Here is a 22,497-nt window from a genome sequence, read left to right as displayed (position 1 = left end):
AGTTCTTCTAAATTAGACATGCCTGAGGAGCTCCACGATTTTGTTTTCTTTGACAAAAACTTTGATCGTGCCTCAGGCACTTAGTTCCCTTCTTAAGCAAATCTCAGGTTAGCTAAACACTACGAAGAATTAAAACAGAATAATTCTCAGATAGAAATGATTGATGCCTGGCTTGATTTTTCAACGATAAAAATGCGGGCTATTCCTGTTCGTGAAGATAAGCAACCTGAAATTGGTGATTCTGCCTATTGGGAATATATTCCTAAACCCGGTTCTGGATATTTAGTTCCTCTGATGACAGGTTATCAGACAATATCACCGTTATATCCCGCCGGGAAAGTAGATAAAACCCGTGATCCTAATACTCCATTTTGTTTTGTAGAAGCAATTTACGGAGTAGGTGAATGGAAAAGCCCGCACCGTATTGATGATATTCGCCAGTTACTCTGGTGTTATGACTATCAAGAGGGAGAGGGTGTCTACAGGTGTTGTAATCAACAGACTATTTCCCGTCAATCCAAACCCAATAAGAAAGTAAGAATAATCGACTGATTAATTTAAAGAAGGATATCTACATGTCTAAATCAACAATTAAAACGGCCTCTGTACTGGCATTTGAACGTAAATTTTCTAATTCTGATGCTGTTATGTTTGCTGGAAATTGGAAACAAATTGACGGTGAATGGCAACCTATCGCTATTCAGGAAAAAGCTGTCCGGGGGACGATTTCTAACCGCTTGAAAAACGCTTTAACCAGCGATCCAGCTAAATTGGATGCAGAGATCCAAAAAGCAAACCTGCAACGTGTCGATGTTGCCGCATTGCCTTTTGATACTGATACCCTAAAAGTCAGTTTCACATTACGGGTTTTAGGCAATCTTTCAACACCATCAGTATGTAATGACCAGGATTATCAAGCTGAACTGGCAAACGTGATCAACGGTTATATTGCTGAACAGGGTTTCAAAACGCTTGCAGCACGTTATGCAGAAAATCTGGCTAATGGACGGTTCTTATGGCGTAACCGAGTTGGAGCAGAAGAAATTAAGGTTCGCGTAAGTGGTAAGAGTGGCAAATGGTGGGAGTTTGATTGCGAAGATTTTAGCTTACGTGAATTCAGTCAGGTGGAAGGTGATTTAGCTAAACTTGCTGCTGAAATTGAGGAAGGATTGGTTGGCGATAGATCAACATTTTTCAACGTTGAAGCTTTTGTTCGTTTGGGGCATGGGCAGGAAATTTTCCCTTCTCAAGAGTTGATTCTCGATAGTAACAGTAAAAAAAGCAAAGTGTTGTATCAGGTCAATGAAATTGCTGCATTGCATTCGCAAAAAGTGGGTAATGCGCTCCGAACTATTGACACGTGGTATCCAGATGCTACGGAGTTGGGCCTTGGCCCAATAGCGGTTGAACCTTATGGTTCTGTCACCAGTCGTGGTAAGGCTTATCGTCAACCTAAAGTAAAAATGGATTTTTATACTTTGTTAGATAACTGGGTCGTTAAAGGAAAAGTACCAGAAGTAGAGCAACAACACTATGTTATGGCGACGTTAATTCGTGGCGGTGTTTTCGGTGAAAAAGGTGAATAAGGGGATCAGATGGATTATTACTTTGAAATCCGCGTTCTTCCTGATCTTGAATTCAGTCAGCAAGATCTTATGGCGGCGCTGTTTGCTAAACTGCATCGGGCTTTGGGGCAGTTAGGAAATGGACAGGTTGGTGTCAGTTTTCCCCGAGCGGGGAAAACGTTGGGGAACACGCTGAGAATTCATGGCTCAAGTGAAACGCTGAATGATTTACAAACATTACCTTGGTTAAAAGGACTCAGGGATTATACTGAGGTGATTGATAGCCAGCCAATTCCTCAAGAAACTAAGTACCGTTGTGTCAGTCGAGTACAGGTTAAAAGTAGCGCGGAACGGCTTCGTCGTCGCGCTATTAAAAAGGGATGGTTAACGGAGGAACAAGCTCGGCAGCGTATTCCAATCAGCAAAGAGCAACGTTCTCATTTACCATTTCTGAGTCTTAAAAGTTTGTCATCAGGTCAAAGCTTTCTGTTGTTTGTCGAACAAGGGCCAATAGAAGACAAACCAACGTCAGGCGTTTTCAGTTCTTATGGATTAAGTTCATCAGCTACCATTCCTTGGTTTTGACCCTTTTTTAGCGGCTAATTATAACTTATTGATTTTATTAAGGGATTGGCCGCTGCTAATAAAAAGGGTTTTTCTGCTTTTTATCATTATGTTCTTTAATAATCAGCAAATTAAAGTTAGTATCTAACAGTTCACTGCCGCACAGGTAGCTTAGAAATGTGCATATTGCAACATTAACTCAGCGTGCACGTTCACTGCCGTACAGGCAGCAAGAATAAAAGAGTTTTGCTTTAATGGCAGAACTCTTTTTTCCCTTGGATTTTGTATTAATAATACCTATTGACGTGTTTATCTTAAGAAATATTTAGGGGATTGAGGACGATGTGCCCGTAGGAAAATAATGTAGCTTTTCCTAATAAATGTATCCGATCTCCATGCAATTCACACATAATGTCTCCACTACGTTTTGACAATTGGCGTGCATACAATCTCTGTTTATTTAAACGGTCGCCCCAAAATGGGGCCAATACACAATGTGATGATCCTGTGACTGGATCTTCTGGCACGCCTTTGGCGGGTGCAAAATATCGGGAAACAAAGTCAATCTGTTGTTCACCATGTGCTGTTATGACAATTCCCGGTAAAGGTAAAGCCGCTAGTTTGTCAAAATTAGGTTTTGTATTTAGGACCTGTTCTGCGGTTCCAAGTAAACAAATGTAACGATTATGGGAGACAAAAAGCTCGGATATTTTCTGGCCCAATGCATTTTCAATATTTTCTTGCAGAGAAGACTCTTTTTTGTAAGTAGCTTTGGGTAAATCAAGTGTATAAGTATCGTTGTCATGATAAACGGCAATATCACCGGAGTGAGTTTGAAATACGATGGGATTATCAGTAACGGATAAATATTCAACCATTACGAAAGCTGTCGCTAATGTTGCATGTCCACACAAATCTACTTCAACTTTGGGTGTAAACCAACGTAAATGGTTACCGACAAGAAAAGCAGTTTCGGAGAGATTTATTTCCGTAGCAATAGATAATAGAGTTTCATCAGGAAGCCAATTATCTAATATAACAACGGCGGCTGGATTGCCAGAAAATGGGTGATCTGTGAATGCATCAACATGATAAATGGGTAATAAAGTCATTTGCATCTCTCTTAAACAGATTTAGCTATGAAAAGGGGGATTGATATTCTTATTCAAAAACTACTCGCGCTAGTTTATAGCAACTATACCCTATGGATTTCAAGATGCATCGCGACGGCAAGGGAGTGAATCCCTGGGAGCATAGAAAACTATGTGACCGGGGTGAGCGAGTGCAGCCAACAAAGAGGCAACTTGAAAGATAACGGGTATATATGTAATAGAAAGGGGAATGAGCTATGCAGCTTTAAGTTATTTAGTAAGTTTATTGAAGCGTTGAATATCATTATGTTAACCATATACAGCCAGCTTTTTTTGACCCTTTTTTAGCAACTAATTATAACTTGTTGATTTATTTAAGGGATTAGCTTTTGCTTATAAAAAAGGTTTTCTTAGTTTTTGTCAATTTACTCTTTAATAATCAGCAAATTAAAGTTAGTATCTAACAGTTCACTGCCGCACAGGCAGCTCGTGGCTGGCGACGTTGCATCTCAACGGTCTTCTCGGGTATGCCACAACCGCAGCACGTAGATCATCGAATCAAGAATTTCGTAACGTACCTCGTACTCGCCAACCAAAATACGCCTTACCTCGCGTGGCTCGAACTGAAATAGTTGCTCTCCAATACGCGGATTAGTTAGCAAAATCGTCGGTGCCTGGGTCAGCGACTGTACCGCCCGAGCGGCAGCTGGCTTATTAGCCAGAGCCAGAAATTCATACAAACGCGCCAAATCTGACAGCGCCTTAGTGGTCCACTTAAGCTCCATCAACGCGGCATCGGCAGTTGATGGTCGGTACCGAGGCTGTCAGCCCAAGCCTGCACCGCCTGGTGATCGATAACTCGACCGGTATCCACGTCTGCCAACGCTTCTTGGGTCAGACGATCACGTTCCTCTTCTTGGGCGATCCATGCGGAAAGAGCCTGTTTCATGATCCAGCCACGTGAGCGTTCAAGTCGGGCTGCCATCTGGTCAACTTTGTCAGCCATCGGGAGTGGCACGTGTGCGGTCAGTACCTTGGTTGCTGCTTGTGTCATGCTACTCTTCATTCTAATGACTCCTCTTGTTTTATTTTAATCAAAGTTAATCATAGTGATTGGCTTTGATTTGGTCAAGAGTGTCAAATTGAACTATAGTAATGAAATGACAGATTGGCTTATAAAAGAAGAGAATATATTTAAATTAAATGATTTAATAATTTCAAAAAACACGAATGAAAAGGATTCTTAATATGATTAACGTTGCTATTGCTGGTGTTGGAAATTGCTGTTCGTCTCACTATCAAGGGATTTATTTTCACTTAGATAGCGATCCAATAATTAATGATCTAGGTATTTCAATCAAAGATATCAATGTGAAAACTGCATATAATGTTGATTGTAGGAAAGTTGGTTTACCAATATCAAAAGCAATTTTTGCAAAACCTAATTGTGCAAGGGTATTCTGTACTGATTTGCCAGAAGGTCTGATTGTCGAGAAAATTGAAGTTTTTGATGGTGTATCTTCGTATATGAGCAATCAACCTGAAGATCGCGGGTTTCGTGTATCGAGTGATCAAAAACCAATTGACTTGGCTTCTAGCCTTAAAGAAAACGAAATAGATATATTGATAAACTATTTACCTGTTGGCTCTCAAAAGGCTACCGAGTACCTTGCTGAATGTTGTCTGGAATCTGGTGTTTCTTTGCTTAATTGTATTCCAGTGTTCATAGCGTCTGATCTTGAGTGGGATAGAAAATTCTACGATAAAGGCATCCCTATCATAGGTGATGATGTGAAGAGTCATTTAGGTGCTTCAATCTTGTCGCAAGTATACCAGGAATTAGCACATTCAAGAAGTCTAACTGTTGACTATCGCCAGCAAATTAGTATTGGCGGAAACACTGATTTCAATAATATGATGGTTCAAGAAAGATTAGCATCCAAAAAAATTTCGAAAGAGAACGTTATTAGAAGTCAAAATGAAATTTCCGGAGTGGGTGTTCCCGAGGATTCCCTGATTAAGTTCGAGGTAATTTATGTTTATGCTTCAGCATCTCGTAGTGGTGATTCTTAACGGAGTCTACAATTTTTGCCAGACTTTGCCTTTCTGGACCAATCTCCACCCCACCGCCTAATCCTTCACTTTCTCAATATCTTGCCACGAAGTAGTTTGGGGTTCAGGGTCATCTAAAAGATAGGAAAATAATAGTTCTAGGCTGTGTCCCTCAATTAAATAATCGTCTTAAGAAATAAACGGATACAACCTAATTTCACCATAGCTATATAGTTTCTTGCGGTTTTTTCATAACGTGTGCCAATGCGACGATACTCTTTGAGTCGACCAAAACCTCTTTCTACAACATTTCTTCTTCGATAGGTTTCATGGTCGAATTTAACCCGTCCATCTGTTCGGGCTTTTTCGTTTGATTTATACCCGTTATCTTTCAAGTTGCCTCTTTGTTGGCGGCACTCACTCACCCCGGTCACATCGTTATCTATGCTCCCGGGGATTTGCTCCCTTGCCGTCGCGATGCAACTTGAAATCCATAGGGTATATAGGGAATTATCACTTTTATTCCCTGACGTTTTAACCGGTTGCGTAATGAGTGGCTGGCGTAACCTTTATCAGCAATCACCGCTTTTGAACGCCGTTTCATAAAACCGTTTTTACGCTGAATACTCAGACCATCCAGCAGGCGTATTGCATATTGACTTTCGTGACATTGACTGGCACTGAGTACCACATTCAGTGGGTGTCCTTTTCCATCGACCGCCAGATGGATTTTGGAACCATAACCCCCCTGAGAGCGACCCAGGCCATGGTCTCCGGTGATATCGGGATGTTTTTTTGGGCGCCAGCCGCACAATGTACCTCATCCAGTATTGACAATAACTTATTGAAAATGAGATTAATTATTCCTGATTTTGACCACCGATTAAAGCGGTTATAGACGGTCTTCCAGGAACCATAACGTTCGGGTAAATCCCGCCAGGGGGTGCCGGAACATAGCACCCAAAACAGGCCGTTGATAACCCGGCGGTGTTCAACATAAGGGTGTCCTGGCCGTTGAGAATGTTCAGGGGGCAATAAGGGGAGCAGTAACGCCCATGCTTCATCAGGAAGGTCGTAACGAGCCATAACATGTTTTGTCCGAAAGTCAGAGCCAGATTGATTATCCTATCTCAATCTATTGCGGGACACAGCCTAGTATATTCACGACATAACGCTGTTCACTGCCGCACAGCACAGGCAGCGGCGCACTCGATTGAGTGCGCTAAAATTAAAATAAAGAAGTCTATTTTCTACCTGATGAGCATCAATTCTTATGCTTTTGAGCATATGTTTCACTATTAACCCATTGATGGTCTTTTTCCCAGGTAAATAACCACTTACGGGTTGGTCCGGCCATTACGTTGAGATAATAGTTGTTGTAACCGGCAATGGTTGCTACTGGGTGATAGCCTTTGGGGACCATGACCACATCTTTGTTGTAAACAGCCATTGATTCATCTAGTGTGCGGTCATCGGTATAGACGCGTTGCATGCAGAATCCTTGAGATGGGTTCAAACGATGGTAATAGGTTTCTTCCAAATAGGTTTCCTGTGGCGCATTGTCGGTATCGTGTTTATGGCTAGGGTAGGAACTGGTACAGCCTTCATCGGTAAAGACTTCAACCACCAACAAGCTATCAGCAGGTTTGTTATCCGGTAGAATGTTGTGAACATAGCGCTGGTTGTAGCCATTTCCACGTTGTTCTGCACCAATATCCTGTGGCGTAATCAGGCGAGTCGGGTAACTTCCTTTACCCGGTGCCTGGCATACCGCGAGTTCGAGAGCGGTATCGGCAATGATTTCAACAGATTCCCCCGCAGTGATGTAAACGGCATAAGGTTTTTTGCGTTCAAATGGCTGCATGCGATCGCCAATATGCTCAAATCGTTGATGTGTCGTCGTTACTGTGGCTTTTCCCGCCACCAAAACCAGACAGGTTTCATTTTTTGATGCGGGTAAAGTGATTTTTTCACCCAAGGCCAACTCATAAACATCAAAATGGACATACTTCCAATTGGCAGATTCTGGTGTGATATGTTGAGTTCGTCTATTCTGATCCGGTGCATGATATTTTGATAATAATTTGGACATATTACCTACCTCAGCATTGCTTTTGTATAAATCGAACGGCGACTATTAAAGTAATCCTGCATCTCTAGCTAGTTGATGTAAATTGTTATAACCCATTGTTGCGTAGGTGAGTGGATGGGCAATAGCAGGATCTTGTTCTGCTTCAACTACCAGCCAGCCTTTATAATTTTGTTTTTTCAACACTTGAAAAATTGCCGGATAATCAACGCAACCATCTCCCGGTACTGTGAATACACCACTCAGGACTGCATCAAGGAAGCTGGTTTTACGGTTTTTTATATCGTTGAGTACATCAGGACGGATGTCTTTACAGTGAACATGATTAATGCGTTTTGCCCAGCGTTCTGCGATAGCCAGTGGATCAGCGCCAGTAAAGGTTAAATGGCCGGTATCCAGCAATAATCCAACTTCATCACTGGTATTTTCCATCAGATGATTAATATCTTCCTCAGTTTCAATAACCGTTCCCATATGGTGGTGATAAGCAATTTGAACACCTTGTTCTTGGGTGTAGCGGGCAAATTCAGTTAATTTTTCACCGTATTCTTGCCAGCGGTTAGCTGGAAATTGAGGGCGAAGATGGACTGGCTTGTTTTGATCGCCGTGAATGCAGTTTGTCACTTCCGCAAATACCATGACATTAGCCCCCAGCTCGCGTAGCAGGGTCAGGTGAGATTGTACCGCTTTAATCTCTTCCGCCACTGAACGGGTGAGTAATTTGCCAGAGTACCAGCCAGATACCAGCATGAGATCGTGGGCGGCAAGAATGGGGCCCAATATGTTGGCCTGACGAGGGAATTTGTTGCCCAATTCAAAACCGGTAAAACCTGCCAGGCGGCCTTCTGTTAAGCAGGTTTCCAGTGGCGTATCTGCGCCGAGGGTGGGTAAGTCATCATTAGTCCAAGTCAGAGGGTTGATACCAAGTTGAACAGCCATGATGGTGCTCCTAGTTGAATAAAATAATTTTATTATGTTGCTATCCGCGCTGACGCCATAAGCTAATCAGGTTGTGATAGTTGGTTTTTATTTTCTGGATCAAACGGTTATCATCAATCTCATTTTTTAGCCATTTTAGGGATGGTTGACCAAATAGGGTTCTTCCGACAGCAAAACCTTTGACGATGGATTTGCCGGCTGCGGCATTAAAGCCCATTTCCAGCTCTTCTTGTGGAGCATCAAGGCCAAGAATAACGACGCCACGGCAATAGGGGTCTCTCTGCTCGATGAGATAGTCAATGTTGTCCCAACTTTCAGAACTGAGAGGTGGGAGTTTCCACCAATCCGGTTTAACGCCAAGGTTATAAAATCGTCTAAGCGCGCGAATATAGAATTCATCTGAGTGTTTCATTTCCGCAGGTAGAATCACTTCCAGTAAAAGTTCGTGACCAGATTTACAGCATGCGGCATAAATTTCCCGAACTTTTTTCTCTTGTTCCAGACGGAGTGGGTGAGCGTCTTCTGGATGGAAAAACACCAGGCATTTGACGATGTGTTCCAGTGGCCAGTCAATAAGTTGGGAACCTATGTTGCCATGTTCCAGACAAAGCGGGCGAGAGCCGGGTAGCTCAATTGGGCGGCCTATCCACCAACCTTGACCGGTAATTTCGTTTAAAACATCCTGACCAAAAGTGCTGTCACATAACAGGCCTATTTTTCCTTGTAACCCTGCTTCTGTGGCAACTTCTTGGCTGGCGCGCAATAGAAGTTGTTTTAATGATGAAATACGCTTGATACTGGCATTTGCTTGTCGGGCTAATTCAATAAATTGAATACGATGATCAAATGCCATTACGCACAGTTCGTCCCATTGATTTTTACGGGCGCTGATACGGTGAAGGTGATTAAGTGTTTCATCCAAATCAGGGCGTAGTATTTGATTGGCGCGTGATAAATAGTTATCAAGCTCTGTTTTATCTGGCATTGCTGGCGCGCAGCCATGACGAGAAACAACTAATGCGCCACAAGCATTAGCGTAGGTACAGGCTTTTTCCCAACCTTCGTTATTTAGATAGCCGCGTAACAGGCCGGACATAAAAGCATCCCCGGCGCCGAGAACGTTAAGCACATCGACAGAAACGCCCTGTATGGTAATGCTATCATTCAGATCATTAGGGATTTCAGCGGTAAAAAAAAAGCATCCCAGTGATCCCCGTTTGCAAACTAATGCAGCGGACGTGAGTTTACGAATGTTGCGTAGTGCTTCGATAGTATCTGTGGAACCACCGGCAATATGGAACTCTTCTTCTGTACCAACAATGAGGTCAAATAGTGATAACACTTCCTGTAGCTGAGCTGTCACCTGCTCCGATGCGATATAACGTGTTTCACCATCTCCCAGAGAAGTTAACCCCCAAAGTACCGGGCGATAATCAATATCCATGACCGTTTTCACACGGTTACGGCGGGCGTAGTTGAGGGCCGTCAGCACCGCATCGCGAGTGTTAGGATGAGAAAGATGTGTTCCGGTGATAGCCAGACAACGAGCGGATGCAATGTATTCTTCACTGAAATCATCACGGGTAATTGCCATATCGGCGCAGTTATCACGATAGAAGATCAAGGGGAAAGTGGTCTTATCTTTGATTCCTAGCAGCACCAGTGCCGTAAGGCGTTCTTTATCCGTGGTTAGATGGCTGGTATCACAGCCAACACTTTGCAACTCTTCCCTAAGGAAACGTCCCATATGCTCATCACCGACTCTGGCTAGCATGGAAGATTTAAGCCCCTGACGAGCGGTACCATAGGCGACATTACCGGAAGAACCCCCAAGATATTTTGCAAAACTTCCCATGTCTTCCAGACGTGCTCCGATTTGTTGGCCGTAAAGGTCAACGGCGATTCGTCCCATGCAGATGACATCAAATTTTTTTTGCTGCTCCATTGAACAATTCCTTATTAAGTACAACATCAAGTGTTGCTATGATGAGCTCCGACAGTGGAAGATTGATAAAAATAATTAATTAATTTCAGTGACATTCACCCAACGTTGTTCTTGATAAGAATGAGCAATGGCATCCAGAATACGTGAGACTTTCCAACCTTCGGTGAAATCTGGCCATATCTCTTTATTGCTGGCGATACCATTGATCAAGTCTCTGATTTCCACTGTTTTTTGATCATTGAAGCCGATGCCGTGACCTGCACCGAGACAGAATGGTGCATAGTCAGGATGTTCCGGTCCAATAAGAATAGTTTTAAAGCCTTGGCGGTTTGCTGGTTCATCGTGACGGTAAAGTTTTAGTTCGGCCATTCTTTCTTGCGTAAAGCTCAAAGTACCTTTTGTTCCTGTAATGGTGTAGCTCAAACCCATTTTGCGGCCGCAGGCAATACGGGAGGTTTCAATAATACCCATTGCTCCACCGTTGAAACGCACCATAGCATGTGCTTGATCTTCGTTTTCTACCGCAACCATAATGTTAGAACCGGTTTTTTCCGGGCGTTGTTTGATGATAGTTGCCATGTCTGAGCAAACAGTTTGGATATCACCAACCAGGAACTGCGCCATATTGATGATATGAGCAGCAAGATCGCCTAATGCACCTAATCCAGCTTTATCTTTGAAGCAGTGCCAGTGAATAGGGATGAGTGGATCAGCCATATAATCTTCGTTATGAGTGCCGTAGAAGTGAATGACTTCACCGATTTCACCATTCGAAATGATCTCTTTAGCCAGTTGTGCGGTAGGGTTTTTCATATAGTTAAAACCGACTAATGTTTTCACTCTGGCTTTTTTGGCGGCTTCGACCATTAATTTTGCATCAGTTGAGTGTAGTGCCAGTGGTTTTTCACAATAAACATGCTTGCCATGTTTGATCGCTTCGAGAGCCATCTCTTTATGAAGAAAATTTGGTGAGCAGATATCAACAACATGAATATCGGGGTCTGCTACTAATTTGCGCCAATTATCAGTAAAGCGCCGGAAACCTAACTGTTCAGACCGTTTTGCGGCGAGTTCAGCAGAAACTTCGGCTACCATTTCACAAACTAGTTTGCCTGCCAGAGGGAAAACCGTAGGTGCTTGTGCGTAAGCAATGGCATGTGTGCGTCCGATGTAACCAGTACCGATTAGGCCGATACGAATCTCTTCCATATAGCTGTTTCTCCGAATAGAAGCGGATAGGTCGTTTGTTGTTGCAGTCAATTCTTTAGTGTTTGCCAGTTAGCCTTGGTTGCTGTCATACACCTGTTATAGGAAACATTTATTTCATTTTCAACTTAAATAAAAACATTAATTTCAAGTTGTGATCTGATAAGGGTTTTTTATGTAATTCATTGTTATATGGGTTAATTTTATAATGAATTAGGTGCCATTCAGTGATAAGAACAGAAAAAATAGAATATTAGAATTTTTATTTTATTTATGGCTTGGTATATACCCTATGGATTTCAAGATACATCGCGGCGGCAAGGGAGCGAATCCCCGGGAGCATAGATAACGATGTGACCGGGGTGAGTGAGTGCAGCCAACAAAGAGGCAACTTGAAAGATGACGGGTATATATGGAGCGTGTGTTAGTTAGCAAAGGGAGCTGTTATCTCTCCAGGATTTCCTCTTTCAAATATAGGATGCAGGGAAGTCCTGGCAGTGAGTTATTCTGATAATAATATTGGAGTAATAAAGTCAGTTATTTATTTTATTTACCTGATCTTTTTGGTGTACTATTTATTACAAGCTTCCTGAATAGCGTTTTACCTATCTGGTATAGTGCATAAGATAGTATTAATACCGCAGACAGGTAATAAATAATCATAATTACCTTGGGAACATTATGTGCGAGGAATATATATATCGAGATTGAACAGAGTGTAATTAACCATGCAACCGGTTTCACCATAGACCACGGCGTAATATTTACCTGTTCGGTATAAACATCTTCAAATGGTTTAGCTGGAAAAAAGTAGCCAATAGCCAACATGAAAATAACATTGAGGACAAATAAAATGCCAACCAGATGAAAAAAGTGCAGGTTAATTTTTAAAATGAAATTACAGACAATATAGGCAGACATACCGAATAATAGGCCAAGTTTAGCGGCAATAGGCGGCACTCGTTTAGTCATCAGACCAACTAATACCACGCTGAGAATTGGCGCATTAAAAATCCCCTGTAATTGTTGAATGAGATAGAACAGACCATCCGGCGCATTAGCGACTAACGGTGCGACGATCATAGTGATTAACGCTAGCCCGATCCCCAAATATTTACTCATAGCGACTGTTTGCGTTTCGGTGGCATTTTGATTGATTCGCTGTTTGTAAATATTGACGATAAACAGTGTCACAGATGAATTAAGTCCGCCGCTGAATGTGGAAAATACCGCACCGACGACCACAGCGGCAAAGAAACCAACCAATACTTCCGGTAGAATTAAATGTACTAATTCTGGGTAAGCGTTATCTGGATTATCTATTTGTCCTTTGAAAATATGGAAAGCAATAATGCCAGGTAGAATAATAATAGACGGCATGATGAGTTTAAGTAAAGCACACAACATGACGCCTTTTTGTCCTTCTGCTAGATTTTTCGCACCAAGAGCCTTCTGAACAATGGATTGATTGGTACACCAAAAAAACATATTGGAAACAATTAGGCCGGTAAATAGCGTAGAGAAAGGGACCAGAGAATCTTCACTGCCGATGGAGTTAAATTTATCAGGATTAGATTGATAAACTTCAACTAATCCTTGCCAGGCATTGCCATTGCCAACATAGAGCAGGGCAAAAATAGTTACCATTAATCCGCCAACGATTAAGCCAATGCCGTTAATAGTATCCGCGGCGGCAATGGCTTTAATACCGCCAAAGATGGCATAGACCGCACCTAATCCACCAACGCCCCAAACCATAATCCATAGCGCTGTAGTTTTATCAATACTGAATACATTGGAAACCTGGAATAGACTTTCCAATGCAATCGCGCCGGTATATAGCACAATGGGGAGTAGTGAAATGATATACATAGCCAGGAAAAGAATTGAGGTAATAAGCAGCGTATTTTTATCAAATCGGCGTTCAAGATATTCCGGGATGGTGGAAATACCGAGTTTCAGATATTTAGGCAGAAAATAAATAGCGAATAGAACGATGGTCACAGCGGCTATTACTTCCCAAGCCATAACGATAAATCCGGTTCGGAATGCTAATCCATTCAAACCGATTAAATGTTCTGTGGATAGGTTCATTAATAACATAGAGCTACCAATATAAACACCTGTGAGAGATCGTCCGCCAAGAAAATAGCCTTCAGTAGATTCTGTCAGACGAGCATTATGGGTTTTGTGATAAGCGAAGCCAGCCACTAATAGGGTAAAACCAATAAATGAGAGAAAAGCTAACATACTATCCTCCAAGCCTGATTGACTGTTTTCAGGCAGCAATATGCTGACGGGAAAGTGGTCTTTCCCGTTTTTAGGGTGAAAATAAATGTGAGTCAGTTATTTAGAGATATGGAGCTGTTTTATAATCTGATTTCTTTACCTGAATGTAGGGATTCGAGAGCTTTATCGGCCAGATAAAGTGCCTGTTCGCCATCAGCGCCACTGCATTCTGGTGTGGCGCGACCAGCCATGACATCGACAAAATGGCCCCATTCAGTAATGTAGGCTTCCCGGTAACGTTGCAGGAAGAAATGCTCTGGCTTGGCAGTTAAACAACCGCTGTTTTCCCAGAGCTCAACGCTGTTTTCTTTGATGTTACCGGCGCTAAGCAGCCCTTTTTCACCATGCAATTCAATCCGTTGATCATAGCCATACCCGGAACGGCGGCTGTTGGTAATGGTTGTCATTGCACCTGATGGGAATTTCATAACAATAAAGGCAGTATCGATATCACCTGCTTGCCCGATAGCGGGATCAACCAGGTTACTGCCTTGGGCGTAGATCGAGCAGGGTTCCTCACCGATAATAAAACGCGCCATATCGAAGTCATGTATTGTCATATCCCGGAACATACCACCAGAAACTTTGACGTATTCAGCGGAGGGAGGAGAGGGATCGCGGGAAATAATCAGCAGAGATTCGGCTTTTCCTATCGTACCAGCATCAAACAGGGTTTTTACTCGGCGGAATTGCGGATCATAACGACGGTTAAAGCCAACAAATAAGGGCACCTGATATTGTTTAACGATTTCAAGGCAATGACGAATACGTTCAATATCAAGATGAACCGGTTTTTCACAGAAGATTTTTTTATGATGTTTTGCTGCGAGTTCAATTAGGTCTGCATGAGTGTCTGTTGCTGAGGCAATAAGAACACCATCTATTTCAGGGTCAGACATTGCCTGTTCAATAGTTTGTCTTTTTGTTTGGTATTGCTGTACTAAAAGTTCAGCACTTTTCTGATCGGGATCGACAACGGAATAAAGACAAGTTTCTTTATGATGAGCGATATTCACTGCGTGTACTTGCCCAATTCGTCCAGCGCCAAATAATGCAATGTTGAACATGGATGCTCCTTGATACCTAAGTATCTGCTTATGAGATACTTTAAAATATATCAAATAAAATATTTATTTCAAATTATCAATATTTGGAAATTATATTTTTGAGTGTGGCGTAGCATTTTATTAATAATAATATTAAATTTGTGTTAATTAGATCACGTAAAGTAAGATTGATACTGGATGGAGTGGAAAATTTGTCCTTTAAAAACAAATTATAATATGCATTCGACTAAGTATATGGTTACGCTTAGTTATAGAGATTAATGAAAGGAAAAGAGTAACTTATTTCCAGAATAAAAATTCCAAAAATGGCATTGAAAATGGTGAGGAAAGGGAAAATGGCCCGTAAGATAACAGGCCACTCACTTCTAGTACTGACGTACTCTGGTTGCAACCATCTCCTTTATTTTCTTTGCGGCAGATTCTATGGCTGGATTTTTGGCCACTTGTGCTGTTCCTACTCGCCACCATGATTCATAATCATGCGTCATTGTTTTAGGTAACACTTTGATATCTATGAGTACTGGTACCGTCTGTTTTTGGGCTTCCTGTAACGCACAAAGCAGTTGTTGCTCATCGTGGACTCGGTAACTTTTACAGCCGTAGCTTTCTGCATTTTTGGCGAAGTCGACTTTAATCAGTTTGCCATCCATGTTGCCGCTTTCTGGGTTACGATAACGATTTTCTGTTCCGAAACTGCCCATCCCTTGGCTCATTTGCAGATTATTGATGCAGCCAAATCCCGCGTTATCAAATAGCAACACGGTGATTTTGATATTTTCCTGTACTGCGGTTTGCAGCTCTGAATGAAGCATCATATAAGCGCCATCACCGACTATGGCATAAACCGGTTGGTTGGGGCAGGCTAGTTTAGCGCCAATAGCAGCGGCTATTTCATAGCCCATACAGGAATAGCCATACTCAAGATGATAGGTATCCGGTTGTTTGGGTTGCCATAATCGCTGTAAATCGCCAGGGAGGGAACCTGATGCACCAACAATAATCGCTTCGGGCTCAAGATATTTGTCTAATAATCCCAATACGCTGGTTTGTGTCAGGCGGGTTTGTAATGTTTGGCTGTATTCTTCCAATTTATCATCGAGATGACCGGGAATTTCTGGTGTGAAATCTACCTGATACTCAATATTGAACAGACGATTTAACTCTTTTCTCCATGTTTCCCGTGCCTGATGAATCTCATCTTGATAACCACTGTGATAATTCAATTGAATAAGTTGTTCTGCAATAGCGTTTAACCCTGCTTGGGCGTCTGATACAACGGGTATTGCATCCAGTTTGCAGGCGTCGAATTCCGCTACATTGATAGTGAGAAATTCAACTTCTGGGTGCTGAAATAGCGATTTGGATGCAGTGGTGAAATCAGTAAACCGGGTGCCAACACCAATAATTAAATCGGCCTCTTTGGCGATCAGGTTGGCAGCAAGACAGCCTGTTGTGCCTAAGCCACCACAATTAAGGGGATGGTCGGCAATTACGGCGCTTTTACCTGCCTGTGTTTCAGCAAAAGGAATATTGAAGTGTTCTGCGAATTGACGAAAAGCGTTATGAGCTTCTGAATAGCGCACTCCACCACCGCAGATAAGTAAAGGTTTTTTTTTGCGGTTTATGAGTGCCACCGCATCGTTAATCATGGCAACAGAAGCAGGGCGGCGTTCAATGCGGTGAATTCGTTTTTGGAAGAAATAGTCAGGAAAATCCCAAATCTCGCCTTGAACGTCTTGTGGTAGGCAAATTGTGACGGCACCAGTATCGGCTGGATCGGTCAGAACTCGCATCGCATTAATCATAGCGCTCATTAGCTGTTCTGGTCTGGAGATACGATCCCAATAACGAGAAACAGGGCGGAAACAGTCATTGGTGCTGATAGTATGGTCGTGGAACGGTTCAACCTGTTGTAAGACTGGATCAGGTTGACGGCAGGCGAAGAGATCACCGGGTAATAACAGCAGAGGAATGCGATTAGCTGTGGCAGTTGCCGCAGCGGTTACCATATTGGTGGAGCCAGGGCCAACAGAGGAGGTTACGGCAAAAATCTGTTTGCGCTTTTTCTGTTTAGCAAAACCTGTGGCGATATGGGCCATACCTTGCTCATTGCATCCTTGGTAAACGGTCAAGTGACCAGGATCTTGCTCCAGTGCTTGCCCCAATCCAACAACATTACCGTGACCAAAAATGGTAAAGATTCCTCTGATGAATGGGTATTGCTCTCCGTCTGCTTCCACATATTGCTGGTTCAGGAATTTCACCAATGCTTGAGCTGTCGTCATTGTTGATTTGTTCATGTTACAGGACTCCATTTTATTCCATTGTTGGCATCACAAAATTGCTGGAATGATGTTCTAGCCTGATACTTGCTGGCCAGCGGCTGGTAACAGTTTTCATGCGGGTGTAGAAGCGAACGCCATCATTACCGTGAACGTTAAGTGGGCCAAAAATTGAGCGTTTCCAGCCCCCGAAGCTGTGGAAGGCCATTGGTACCGGAATGGGGATATTGATGCCTACCATACCCGCTTGTACATCTTCGCTAAACTGGCGAGCTGTTTCTCCGTCGCGGGTGAATATCGCGGTACCATTACCATATTGATGGCAGTTAATTAATGTTAGCGCGGTGGCATAATCGGGTACACGGACAATTGACAGAACAGGACCGAAGATCTCTTCTTGATAGATTTTCATCTCTGGCGTGACATTATCGAACAGCGTCGGGCCAATAAAATAGCCATTTTCATAACCGGGAACCTTGAGTTGACGGCCATCAATTAACAAGCTGGCCCCCTGTTTTTCGCCATTATCGATGTAATCACAGATTTTAGCTTGGTGTTGGGCGGAGATAACGGGACCCATATCGTTTTCTGTAGTTGCGACAATACCGGGACCGACAGATATTTTGTTGATCTGTTGACGTAATTTTTCAATTAATGCATCTGCCGTTTCATCCCCAACCGCTAATACAACAGACAGTGCCATGCAACGTTCACCTGCTGCGCCAAATGCTGCACCTGCAATAGCACTGCTAGCCATATCGAGATCGGCATCTGGCATCAGAATACAGTGATTTTTTGCGCCTCCCAACGCCTGACAGCGTTTCCCGTGAGCTGAGGCGGTAGTGTAGATATATTCAGCGACAGGAGTTGAACCCACAAAGCTGACAGCTTGCACGTGTGGATCTGTTAGTAGTATATCGACAGCTTCTTTATCGCCGTTGATAACATTAAATACGCCATTGGGTAAACCGGATTGTTTAAGTAGTGATGCTAATTCAAGCGCGAGAGAGGGATCTTTTTCTGAAGGTTTCAATACGAAAGTATTCCCTGTCGCTAATGCGATAGGAAACATCCACATAGGAACCATTGCCGGGAAGTTGAAAGGGGTAATGCCAACACAAACGCCTAAAGGCTGCATTAATGAATGGCTATCCACTCCCGTCCCGGTATTCGCGGAATGTTCACCTTTTTGTAGATGAGGGATGCCACAGGCAAACTCAACGACTTCCAGACCACGAGTTAATTCACCAATAGCATCTGAATAGATTTTTCCGTGTTCTTCTGAAATCAATCGTGCCAGCTTGTCTATATTAGCTTCCAGTAATGTTTTGAACTGGAACATGACACGAGCACGTTTCAGTGGTGATACTTTAGACCATTCTCTGTAAGCTTGATGAGCGATTCCAATTGCCTGTTCAACTTCATGGGCTGTGCTTAGTGCTACCTGACGTATCTGTTTTCCTGTTGCTGGATTGAAAACCGGCGAAAAACGGGTGCTATAACTGGGAATAAGTTGCCCATTAACATAATTATGTACCTGTTCCATTCTGAGCCTCTTTTGCGGATTTGATGTTAGTACTGAATCGGAAACTTTGATAATAGATATATGAAATATATGTTTTATTTTCAATGTGATTTGGAACAAAAGGCAATTAATGTGATCGGAGTAAAGTTTTTATGAATTACCGATAATTAGGTGACTAATTAGATGTTAATCAATATAGTGGTAATAATAAATTATTACAATGAATGGATTATGTATTTCATTTTTAACTATAAAAATGAAATATGATTCAGCTTATACGGTAAAACGATTACAATTGCTGGCGATAAATTTTATGGGGGATTTATGTCTGTCGCATCGAATCTGAATGAATTTCAAGAACAAGTCCGTTCACGCTATAGTGAATTGAGTAAACGCCTGCAACAAGTAGCTCGATATGTGCTGGATAATACGAATAGTGTCGCTTTTGATACTGTTGCTGTGATTGCCAGAGAAGCTGATGTTCCTCCATCAACATTAATTCGTTTTGCTAATGCGTTTGATTTCAGTGGTTTTAATGAAATGAAACAGCTATTTCGTATGCATATGGTGGAAGAAACCGCCAGTTATGCAGACCGGGCCAGATTATTTAGAGAATTGGATGGCGAACAGGAACTGCCAGAAGACCCTCAGCATATTTTGCAGGAATTTGCTCGTTCAAATGTGCAGGCTATGCAACAGTTAGCTGCCAGAACAGCCCCCGAAGATTTAAGGAACGCGGTAGACTTATTGGCTCAAGCTAAGAATATTTACATTATTGGGCTGCGTCGTTCTTTTAGTGTGGCGGCTTATCTTTCTTATACATTGAATCACTTGGAATGTCGCCCTTTACTCGTGGATGGTTTGGGGGGGATGTTCAGGGAACAGATTAATTTAATTGGGGAAGAAGATGTTGTTGTTTCAATCAGTTTTACCCCTTATGCAGAAGAGACACTGATGGTCAGTGAACGGGCGGCAAAAGCCGGGGCAAAACAGATTGTGATTACAGATAGCCAGATTAGCCCGCTTGCCAGTTTTAGTGATGTTTGTTTTGTGGTTAAAGAAGCACAGGTGGAAGCATTCCGTTCTCAGTCTGCTACTTTGTGTTTAGTGCAATCTTTGGCGGTTTCTCTGGCTTATCGGCAAGGAAACTTGATTTAATTGTGATATAATGCCTTATATTCCCGACGAACCTCTAATGACTATTGACCCGCAAATTACGGCGGGTTAATGCTTTATCAGGTCAGTAGAAAGCACATATACCCGTCATCTTTCAAGTTGCCTCTTTGTTGGCTGCATTCACTCACCCCGGTCACATAGTTTGCTATGTTCCCGGGGATTCGTTCCCTTGCCGTCGCGATGCATCTTGAAATCCATAAGGTACAATTTAAATAGAGCGTAAACCTGATATTGATAACTGGTTTGTTAGACATAAATGTTGTTGATTCTTATTGGTGATAATTATTTAATAATTATTCTGAGTTATGGTTTTGAAAAGGGATCAATATGATGAGTAAAGGATCGCGTTACATTTTTGTCATTTTATCTGCAATTTCTTTCCAGGCATTTGCCTCAAATTTTGACTACAAAAGTGATATTCCTGCTGATAATAAGCCATCTACGGAATATTTAAAAAAACGGGAAAATCTTAAACCTAAGCATTGGAATGTGGATAGACTCATTACAGATAATAATGCGGCGGAGAAGCGGGAACTGGCAAGACAGATGAAAGAAGATGAACTTAATCGGAAGAGCCGAGAGTTTAATGATCGTGTCAATGATAAAATCCGTCGAGATCTTGAACGCGATGCTCGTATTAAAGAGAACGGGGGCATGACCAGAAGTAACTTTTTTGATCGGGAATAACCGTGACTTAAAGCAACTCGATAGTGAAGTGAATGACCTGTCGGGAAAAATAGGCAGTTTGTCGACAATTGTTGACGCTCTTTCGAAAGAATTTTCTCCATTAGCATGTGAGTATAATGACTTCGTACTAAAGGAGAAGAATATATGGAACAGATCGAATGGACTGACTTTGAGAAAGTTGACATGCGGGTTGGCACAATTATTTCAGTAGAATTGAATCGTAAAGCTAGCAAGCCTGCCTATAAATTACAAATTGATCTTGGCGTGTTGGGCGTTAAAAGCTCAAGCGCCCAGATAACTGTGCATTACACACCTGAACAATTAATTGGTCGTCAGGTTCTTTGTGTATGCAATTTTCCACCAAAACGGATTGCTGGTGTTAAATCGGAGGTATTGCTAACCGGCAGTGTGGATGAAAATGGTGCGGTGGTGATCGCAGAATTTACTCTTCCTGTCCCGAATGGTCATAAATTATTGTAAATCACGCTATTTTGTTGTCGAATGAATGGAGTGTATTTTAATCAGCGACAATGAATATGGCTCTTCAATTACCTTCATTACATTTACGCCGGTATTCTGCTGAAACTATTAGCCATAGCCATCAAGGGTTATGGCAGTTCGTTTTTGGCTATAACGGGCAACTTGAGTTAAACGTAGAAGGGCAACAACGTACCGTTAGTTTTGGAAATGTTGTTATGATCCCTCCGGATGCGAAACACAGCTTTTGCGCTAGTGGTGAAAATCAGCAATTGGTGCTGGAGTTGCCTTCGGCACTGTTTAATCCATTACATAGTGATGCTTTCTGGCAACCATTACCTGATTCTGCGCTTGCTCTTATTAAGTGGTTGCATGATTACCCGCCGCCACCCGCTAATCACGCTGATGCTGCCCGTTTGCTGCTGGCTCAGCTACCACAAGTAGGTTCATCTTCAGCGTTGATAGTAAAACTACATCAAGGGCTTGTTGGGCGTCTGCATGAGAAAGTGACGGTGATGGATATGGCTGATATTTGCGCAGTATCTGCCAGTACCTTGCATCGTAAACTGTTTATTGCAACAGGGATGAGTCCAATGACTTATTTGAAAACGTGCCGGATGGAATTTGCCTATAATCTGTTGGCTTACAGTGATAGGCCTTTGGCTGACATTGCTTTTCTGTCTGGTTATGCCTCCCAGTCAGCTTTTACCTTTGCATTTAGTCAACATTATGGTTGTACTCCAGCTAGGTTACGTAAAGCCAAATGATATTTTCAGCATTTTATGACTTGATGCACAACATAATTGTGCGTAATATACAAACAACGAGGATGTTATGGCTGTTGAATTCAGGGATAGATGGTTAGAAAGATTTTATGAGCAAGATTTACCGCACAAATGTATACCTGCATCTCTACAGAGTGCGTTATACCGAAAACTACAAATTCTGGATGCTTCGGTTAAAGAGGCTGATTTGAGAATCCCTCCGGGAAACCATTTTGAGCACTTGAATGGCTATTTGAGGGGATGGTGCTCAATAAGAGTAAATAGGCAATATAGGCTTATTTTTCAGTGGACTGATGGTGTTGCGGTTGATACATATCTGGATCCTCATAACTATTAAACTGAGGGAAATAAATGATGAGAAATACAAAACGTCGCCCGGCAACAGTTGGTGAAATATTGGTGAGTGAGTTTCTGGTGCCCTTGAATATCGAAATTAATGTGCTTGCGGAAGCAATGGCTGTTCACCGTAATACATTAAGTCGAATTGTGCATGATAAAGGTTCGTTAACCGTTCCTATGGCGATTAAATTGGCAGCGGCTTTGGGGAACACTGCGGAATTTTGGCTTAATATTCAACATGCAGTCGAACTATGGGATGTGCGTAATCATGCATATCAAACGGAATTATTGAATGTAAAACAGATAGTTAAGCCATCCACTACAACGGCAATGCACTAATGTGTTTGTTTTCAAGAGCACAAATGCGTTGAAATACGTAAAGCCATTTTATAGTGAGATGGCTTTACGTTAGCGGTAAA

The 22,497-nt window shown here is 42.3% G+C and carries 20 protein-coding genes and 3 pseudogenes; 10 read left to right on the top strand and 13 right to left on the bottom strand.

Translation table 11 applies throughout. The features are described 5' to 3' along the window. Positions 1-120: 120 nt before the first annotated feature. The 3 genes and pseudogenes from ACGF5R_RS12895 to cas6f all read left to right on the top strand — a co-directional run. A pseudogene (locus ACGF5R_RS12895) lies at positions 121-552 on the top strand (type I-F CRISPR-associated protein Csy2); the annotation flags it as partial. Positions 553-575: 23 nt separating this feature from the next. Continuing rightward, positions 576-1,586: a type I-F CRISPR-associated protein Csy3 gene (gene csy3 / locus ACGF5R_RS12890; protein WP_387691159.1), complete on the top strand. Its 1,011-nt coding sequence runs from the start codon at positions 576-578 to the stop codon at positions 1,584-1,586. Positions 1,587-1,595: 9 nt separating this feature from the next. Further along, positions 1,596-2,150 (top strand): type I-F CRISPR-associated endoribonuclease Cas6/Csy4, encoded by a 555-nt coding sequence (cas6f, locus tag ACGF5R_RS12885; protein ID WP_112877868.1) that lies wholly within the window; start codon positions 1,596-1,598, stop codon positions 2,148-2,150. A 293-nt stretch (positions 2,151-2,443) separates the two neighbouring features. Here cas6f and ACGF5R_RS12880 read toward each other — a convergent pair whose 3' ends face one another. From ACGF5R_RS12880 to ACGF5R_RS12870, 3 genes are all read right to left on the bottom strand, one after another. Beyond that, entirely contained in the window at positions 2,444-3,241 is a 798-nt protein-coding gene (locus tag ACGF5R_RS12880; protein WP_192881016.1) for a PhzF family phenazine biosynthesis protein, read from the bottom strand. Between the two features lie 488 nt (positions 3,242-3,729). Next, the gene (locus ACGF5R_RS12875; RefSeq protein ID WP_112877870.1) at positions 3,730-4,005 is read right to left on the bottom strand and encodes a type II toxin-antitoxin system RelE/ParE family toxin; all 276 of its coding nucleotides are present in this window, start codon (positions 4,003-4,005) and stop codon (positions 3,730-3,732) included. Next, a complete protein-coding gene (locus ACGF5R_RS12870; protein WP_370446061.1) occupies positions 4,005-4,286 on the bottom strand; it encodes a CopG family ribbon-helix-helix protein in 282 nt (93 codons plus the stop codon). The genes ACGF5R_RS12875 and ACGF5R_RS12870 overlap by 1 nt, the downstream gene beginning before the upstream one ends. Positions 4,287-4,468: 182 nt before the next feature. On the opposite strand from ACGF5R_RS12870, the gene ACGF5R_RS12865 reads away from it, so the two are divergent. Continuing rightward, the gene (locus ACGF5R_RS12865; RefSeq protein WP_240000784.1) at positions 4,469-5,293 is read left to right on the top strand and encodes a Myo-inositol-1-phosphate synthase; all 825 of its coding nucleotides are present in this window, start codon (positions 4,469-4,471) and stop codon (positions 5,291-5,293) included. A 155-nt stretch (positions 5,294-5,448) separates the two neighbouring features. On the opposite strand, the pseudogene ACGF5R_RS12860 reads toward ACGF5R_RS12865, so the two are convergent. The 10 genes and pseudogenes from ACGF5R_RS12860 to ACGF5R_RS12815 all read right to left on the bottom strand — a co-directional run. Continuing rightward, positions 5,449-5,652 (bottom strand): annotated as a pseudogene (locus tag ACGF5R_RS12860) (transposase); the annotation flags it as partial. Between the two features lie 123 nt (positions 5,653-5,775). Further along, a pseudogene (locus ACGF5R_RS12855) lies at positions 5,776-6,358 on the bottom strand (IS5 family transposase); the annotation flags it as partial. A 178-nt stretch (positions 6,359-6,536) separates the two neighbouring features. Beyond that, complete coding sequence (iolB, locus tag ACGF5R_RS12850; RefSeq protein WP_112877873.1) at positions 6,537-7,364, bottom strand: 5-deoxy-glucuronate isomerase; 828 nt, start codon at positions 7,362-7,364, stop codon at positions 6,537-6,539. A 45-nt stretch (positions 7,365-7,409) separates the two neighbouring features. Further along, the gene (iolE, locus tag ACGF5R_RS12845; protein ID WP_262980582.1) at positions 7,410-8,300 is read right to left on the bottom strand and encodes a myo-inosose-2 dehydratase; all 891 of its coding nucleotides are present in this window, start codon (positions 8,298-8,300) and stop codon (positions 7,410-7,412) included. A 40-nt stretch (positions 8,301-8,340) separates the two neighbouring features. Beyond that, on the bottom strand, positions 8,341-10,245 hold the full coding sequence (gene iolC / locus ACGF5R_RS12840; RefSeq protein ID WP_387691156.1) for a 5-dehydro-2-deoxygluconokinase: 1,905 nt from the start codon (positions 10,243-10,245) through the stop codon (positions 8,341-8,343). Positions 10,246-10,320: 75 nt separating this feature from the next. Then, entirely contained in the window at positions 10,321-11,454 is a 1,134-nt protein-coding gene (locus ACGF5R_RS12835; protein ID WP_387691154.1) for a Gfo/Idh/MocA family protein, read from the bottom strand. Between the two features lie 543 nt (positions 11,455-11,997). After that, positions 11,998-13,701 (bottom strand): solute:sodium symporter family transporter, encoded by a 1,704-nt coding sequence (locus tag ACGF5R_RS12830; protein WP_262980580.1) that lies wholly within the window; start codon positions 13,699-13,701, stop codon positions 11,998-12,000. Positions 13,702-13,820: 119 nt separating this feature from the next. Further along, positions 13,821-14,807, bottom strand: coding sequence for an inositol 2-dehydrogenase (gene iolG, locus ACGF5R_RS12825; protein WP_262980579.1), 987 nt, complete (start codon positions 14,805-14,807; stop codon positions 13,821-13,823). Positions 14,808-15,172: 365 nt separating this feature from the next. Next, positions 15,173-17,107, bottom strand: a complete 1,935-nt coding sequence (iolD, locus tag ACGF5R_RS12820) for a 3D-(3,5/4)-trihydroxycyclohexane-1,2-dione acylhydrolase (decyclizing) (protein ID WP_387691151.1) — start codon at positions 17,105-17,107, stop codon at positions 15,173-15,175. 16 nt (positions 17,108-17,123) lie between these two features. Then, positions 17,124-18,635 carry a CoA-acylating methylmalonate-semialdehyde dehydrogenase gene (locus ACGF5R_RS12815; RefSeq protein WP_387691149.1) on the bottom strand — a complete coding sequence of 504 codons (1,512 nt, stop codon included), beginning with the start codon at positions 18,633-18,635 and terminating at the stop codon, positions 17,124-17,126. A gap of 303 nt (positions 18,636-18,938) precedes the next feature. Here ACGF5R_RS12815 and ACGF5R_RS12810 point away from each other — a divergent pair, with 303 nt between their 5' ends. The 6 genes from ACGF5R_RS12810 (at position 18,939) to ACGF5R_RS12785 (ending at position 22,417) form a co-directional block, all read left to right on the top strand. Next, complete coding sequence (locus ACGF5R_RS12810; protein WP_112877881.1) at positions 18,939-19,772, top strand: MurR/RpiR family transcriptional regulator; 834 nt, start codon at positions 18,939-18,941, stop codon at positions 19,770-19,772. 345 nt (positions 19,773-20,117) lie between these two features. Further along, the gene (locus ACGF5R_RS12805) at positions 20,118-20,477 is read left to right on the top strand and encodes a hypothetical protein (RefSeq protein WP_112877882.1); all 360 of its coding nucleotides are present in this window, start codon (positions 20,118-20,120) and stop codon (positions 20,475-20,477) included. Positions 20,478-20,621: 144 nt separating this feature from the next. After that, entirely contained in the window at positions 20,622-20,957 is a 336-nt protein-coding gene (locus tag ACGF5R_RS12800; protein WP_112877883.1) for a tRNA-binding protein, read from the top strand. A 50-nt stretch (positions 20,958-21,007) separates the two neighbouring features. After that, positions 21,008-21,721 carry a helix-turn-helix domain-containing protein gene (locus tag ACGF5R_RS12795; protein WP_387691147.1) on the top strand — a complete coding sequence of 238 codons (714 nt, stop codon included), beginning with the start codon at positions 21,008-21,010 and terminating at the stop codon, positions 21,719-21,721. A 67-nt stretch (positions 21,722-21,788) separates the two neighbouring features. Next, positions 21,789-22,076, top strand: coding sequence for a type II toxin-antitoxin system RelE/ParE family toxin (locus tag ACGF5R_RS12790; RefSeq protein WP_049582084.1), 288 nt, complete (start codon positions 21,789-21,791; stop codon positions 22,074-22,076). A 14-nt stretch (positions 22,077-22,090) separates the two neighbouring features. Beyond that, positions 22,091-22,417: a HigA family addiction module antitoxin gene (locus tag ACGF5R_RS12785; RefSeq protein ID WP_262980575.1), complete on the top strand. Its 327-nt coding sequence runs from the start codon at positions 22,091-22,093 to the stop codon at positions 22,415-22,417. Positions 22,418-22,497 lie beyond the last annotated feature (80 nt).

The sequence above is a fragment of the Photorhabdus sp. RM71S genome (assembly GCF_042879355.1).
GTDB classification, from domain to species: Bacteria; Pseudomonadota; Gammaproteobacteria; order Enterobacterales; family Enterobacteriaceae; genus Photorhabdus; species Photorhabdus kayaii.
The sequence above is the reverse complement of the archived record's forward strand: the minus strand, read 5'-3'. Positions and strand labels throughout refer to the sequence as shown.

Bases quoted from the DNA above. Each gene is read 5' to 3' on its own strand.
- cas6f (WP_112877868.1), top strand. From the start codon at position 1,596: ATGGATTATTACTTTGAAATCCGCGTTCTTCCTGATCTTGAATTCAGT.
- ACGF5R_RS12875 (WP_112877870.1), bottom strand. From the start codon at position 4,005: ATGGAGCTTAAGTGGACCACTAAGGCGCTGTCAGATTTGGCGCGTTTG.
- ACGF5R_RS12810 (WP_112877881.1), top strand. From the start codon at position 18,939: ATGTCTGTCGCATCGAATCTGAATGAATTTCAAGAACAAGTCCGTTCA.
- ACGF5R_RS12805 (WP_112877882.1), top strand. From the start codon at position 20,118: ATGATGAGTAAAGGATCGCGTTACATTTTTGTCATTTTATCTGCAATT.
- ACGF5R_RS12790 (WP_049582084.1), top strand. From the start codon at position 21,789: ATGGCTGTTGAATTCAGGGATAGATGGTTAGAAAGATTTTATGAGCAA.
- ACGF5R_RS12800 (WP_112877883.1), top strand. From the start codon at position 20,622: ATGGAACAGATCGAATGGACTGACTTTGAGAAAGTTGACATGCGGGTT.
- ACGF5R_RS12830 (WP_262980580.1), bottom strand. From the start codon at position 13,701: ATGTTAGCTTTTCTCTCATTTATTGGTTTTACCCTATTAGTGGCTGGC.
- iolE (WP_262980582.1), bottom strand. From the start codon at position 8,300: ATGGCTGTTCAACTTGGTATCAACCCTCTGACTTGGACTAATGATGAC.
- iolD (WP_387691151.1), bottom strand. From the start codon at position 17,107: ATGAACAAATCAACAATGACGACAGCTCAAGCATTGGTGAAATTCCTG.
- ACGF5R_RS12795 (WP_387691147.1), top strand. From the start codon at position 21,008: ATGAATATGGCTCTTCAATTACCTTCATTACATTTACGCCGGTATTCT.
- ACGF5R_RS12870 (WP_370446061.1), bottom strand. From the start codon at position 4,286: ATGAAGAGTAGCATGACACAAGCAGCAACCAAGGTACTGACCGCACAC.
- ACGF5R_RS12835 (WP_387691154.1), bottom strand. From the start codon at position 11,454: ATGGAAGAGATTCGTATCGGCCTAATCGGTACTGGTTACATCGGACGC.
- ACGF5R_RS12815 (WP_387691149.1), bottom strand. From the start codon at position 18,635: ATGGAACAGGTACATAATTATGTTAATGGGCAACTTATTCCCAGTTAT.
- iolB (WP_112877873.1), bottom strand. From the start codon at position 7,364: ATGTCCAAATTATTATCAAAATATCATGCACCGGATCAGAATAGACGA.
- ACGF5R_RS12880 (WP_192881016.1), bottom strand. From the start codon at position 3,241: ATGACTTTATTACCCATTTATCATGTTGATGCATTCACAGATCACCCA.
- iolC (WP_387691156.1), bottom strand. From the start codon at position 10,245: ATGGAGCAGCAAAAAAAATTTGATGTCATCTGCATGGGACGAATCGCC.
- csy3 (WP_387691159.1), top strand. From the start codon at position 576: ATGTCTAAATCAACAATTAAAACGGCCTCTGTACTGGCATTTGAACGT.
- ACGF5R_RS12865 (WP_240000784.1), top strand. From the start codon at position 4,469: ATGATTAACGTTGCTATTGCTGGTGTTGGAAATTGCTGTTCGTCTCAC.
- iolG (WP_262980579.1), bottom strand. From the start codon at position 14,807: ATGTTCAACATTGCATTATTTGGCGCTGGACGAATTGGGCAAGTACAC.
- ACGF5R_RS12785 (WP_262980575.1), top strand. From the start codon at position 22,091: ATGATGAGAAATACAAAACGTCGCCCGGCAACAGTTGGTGAAATATTG.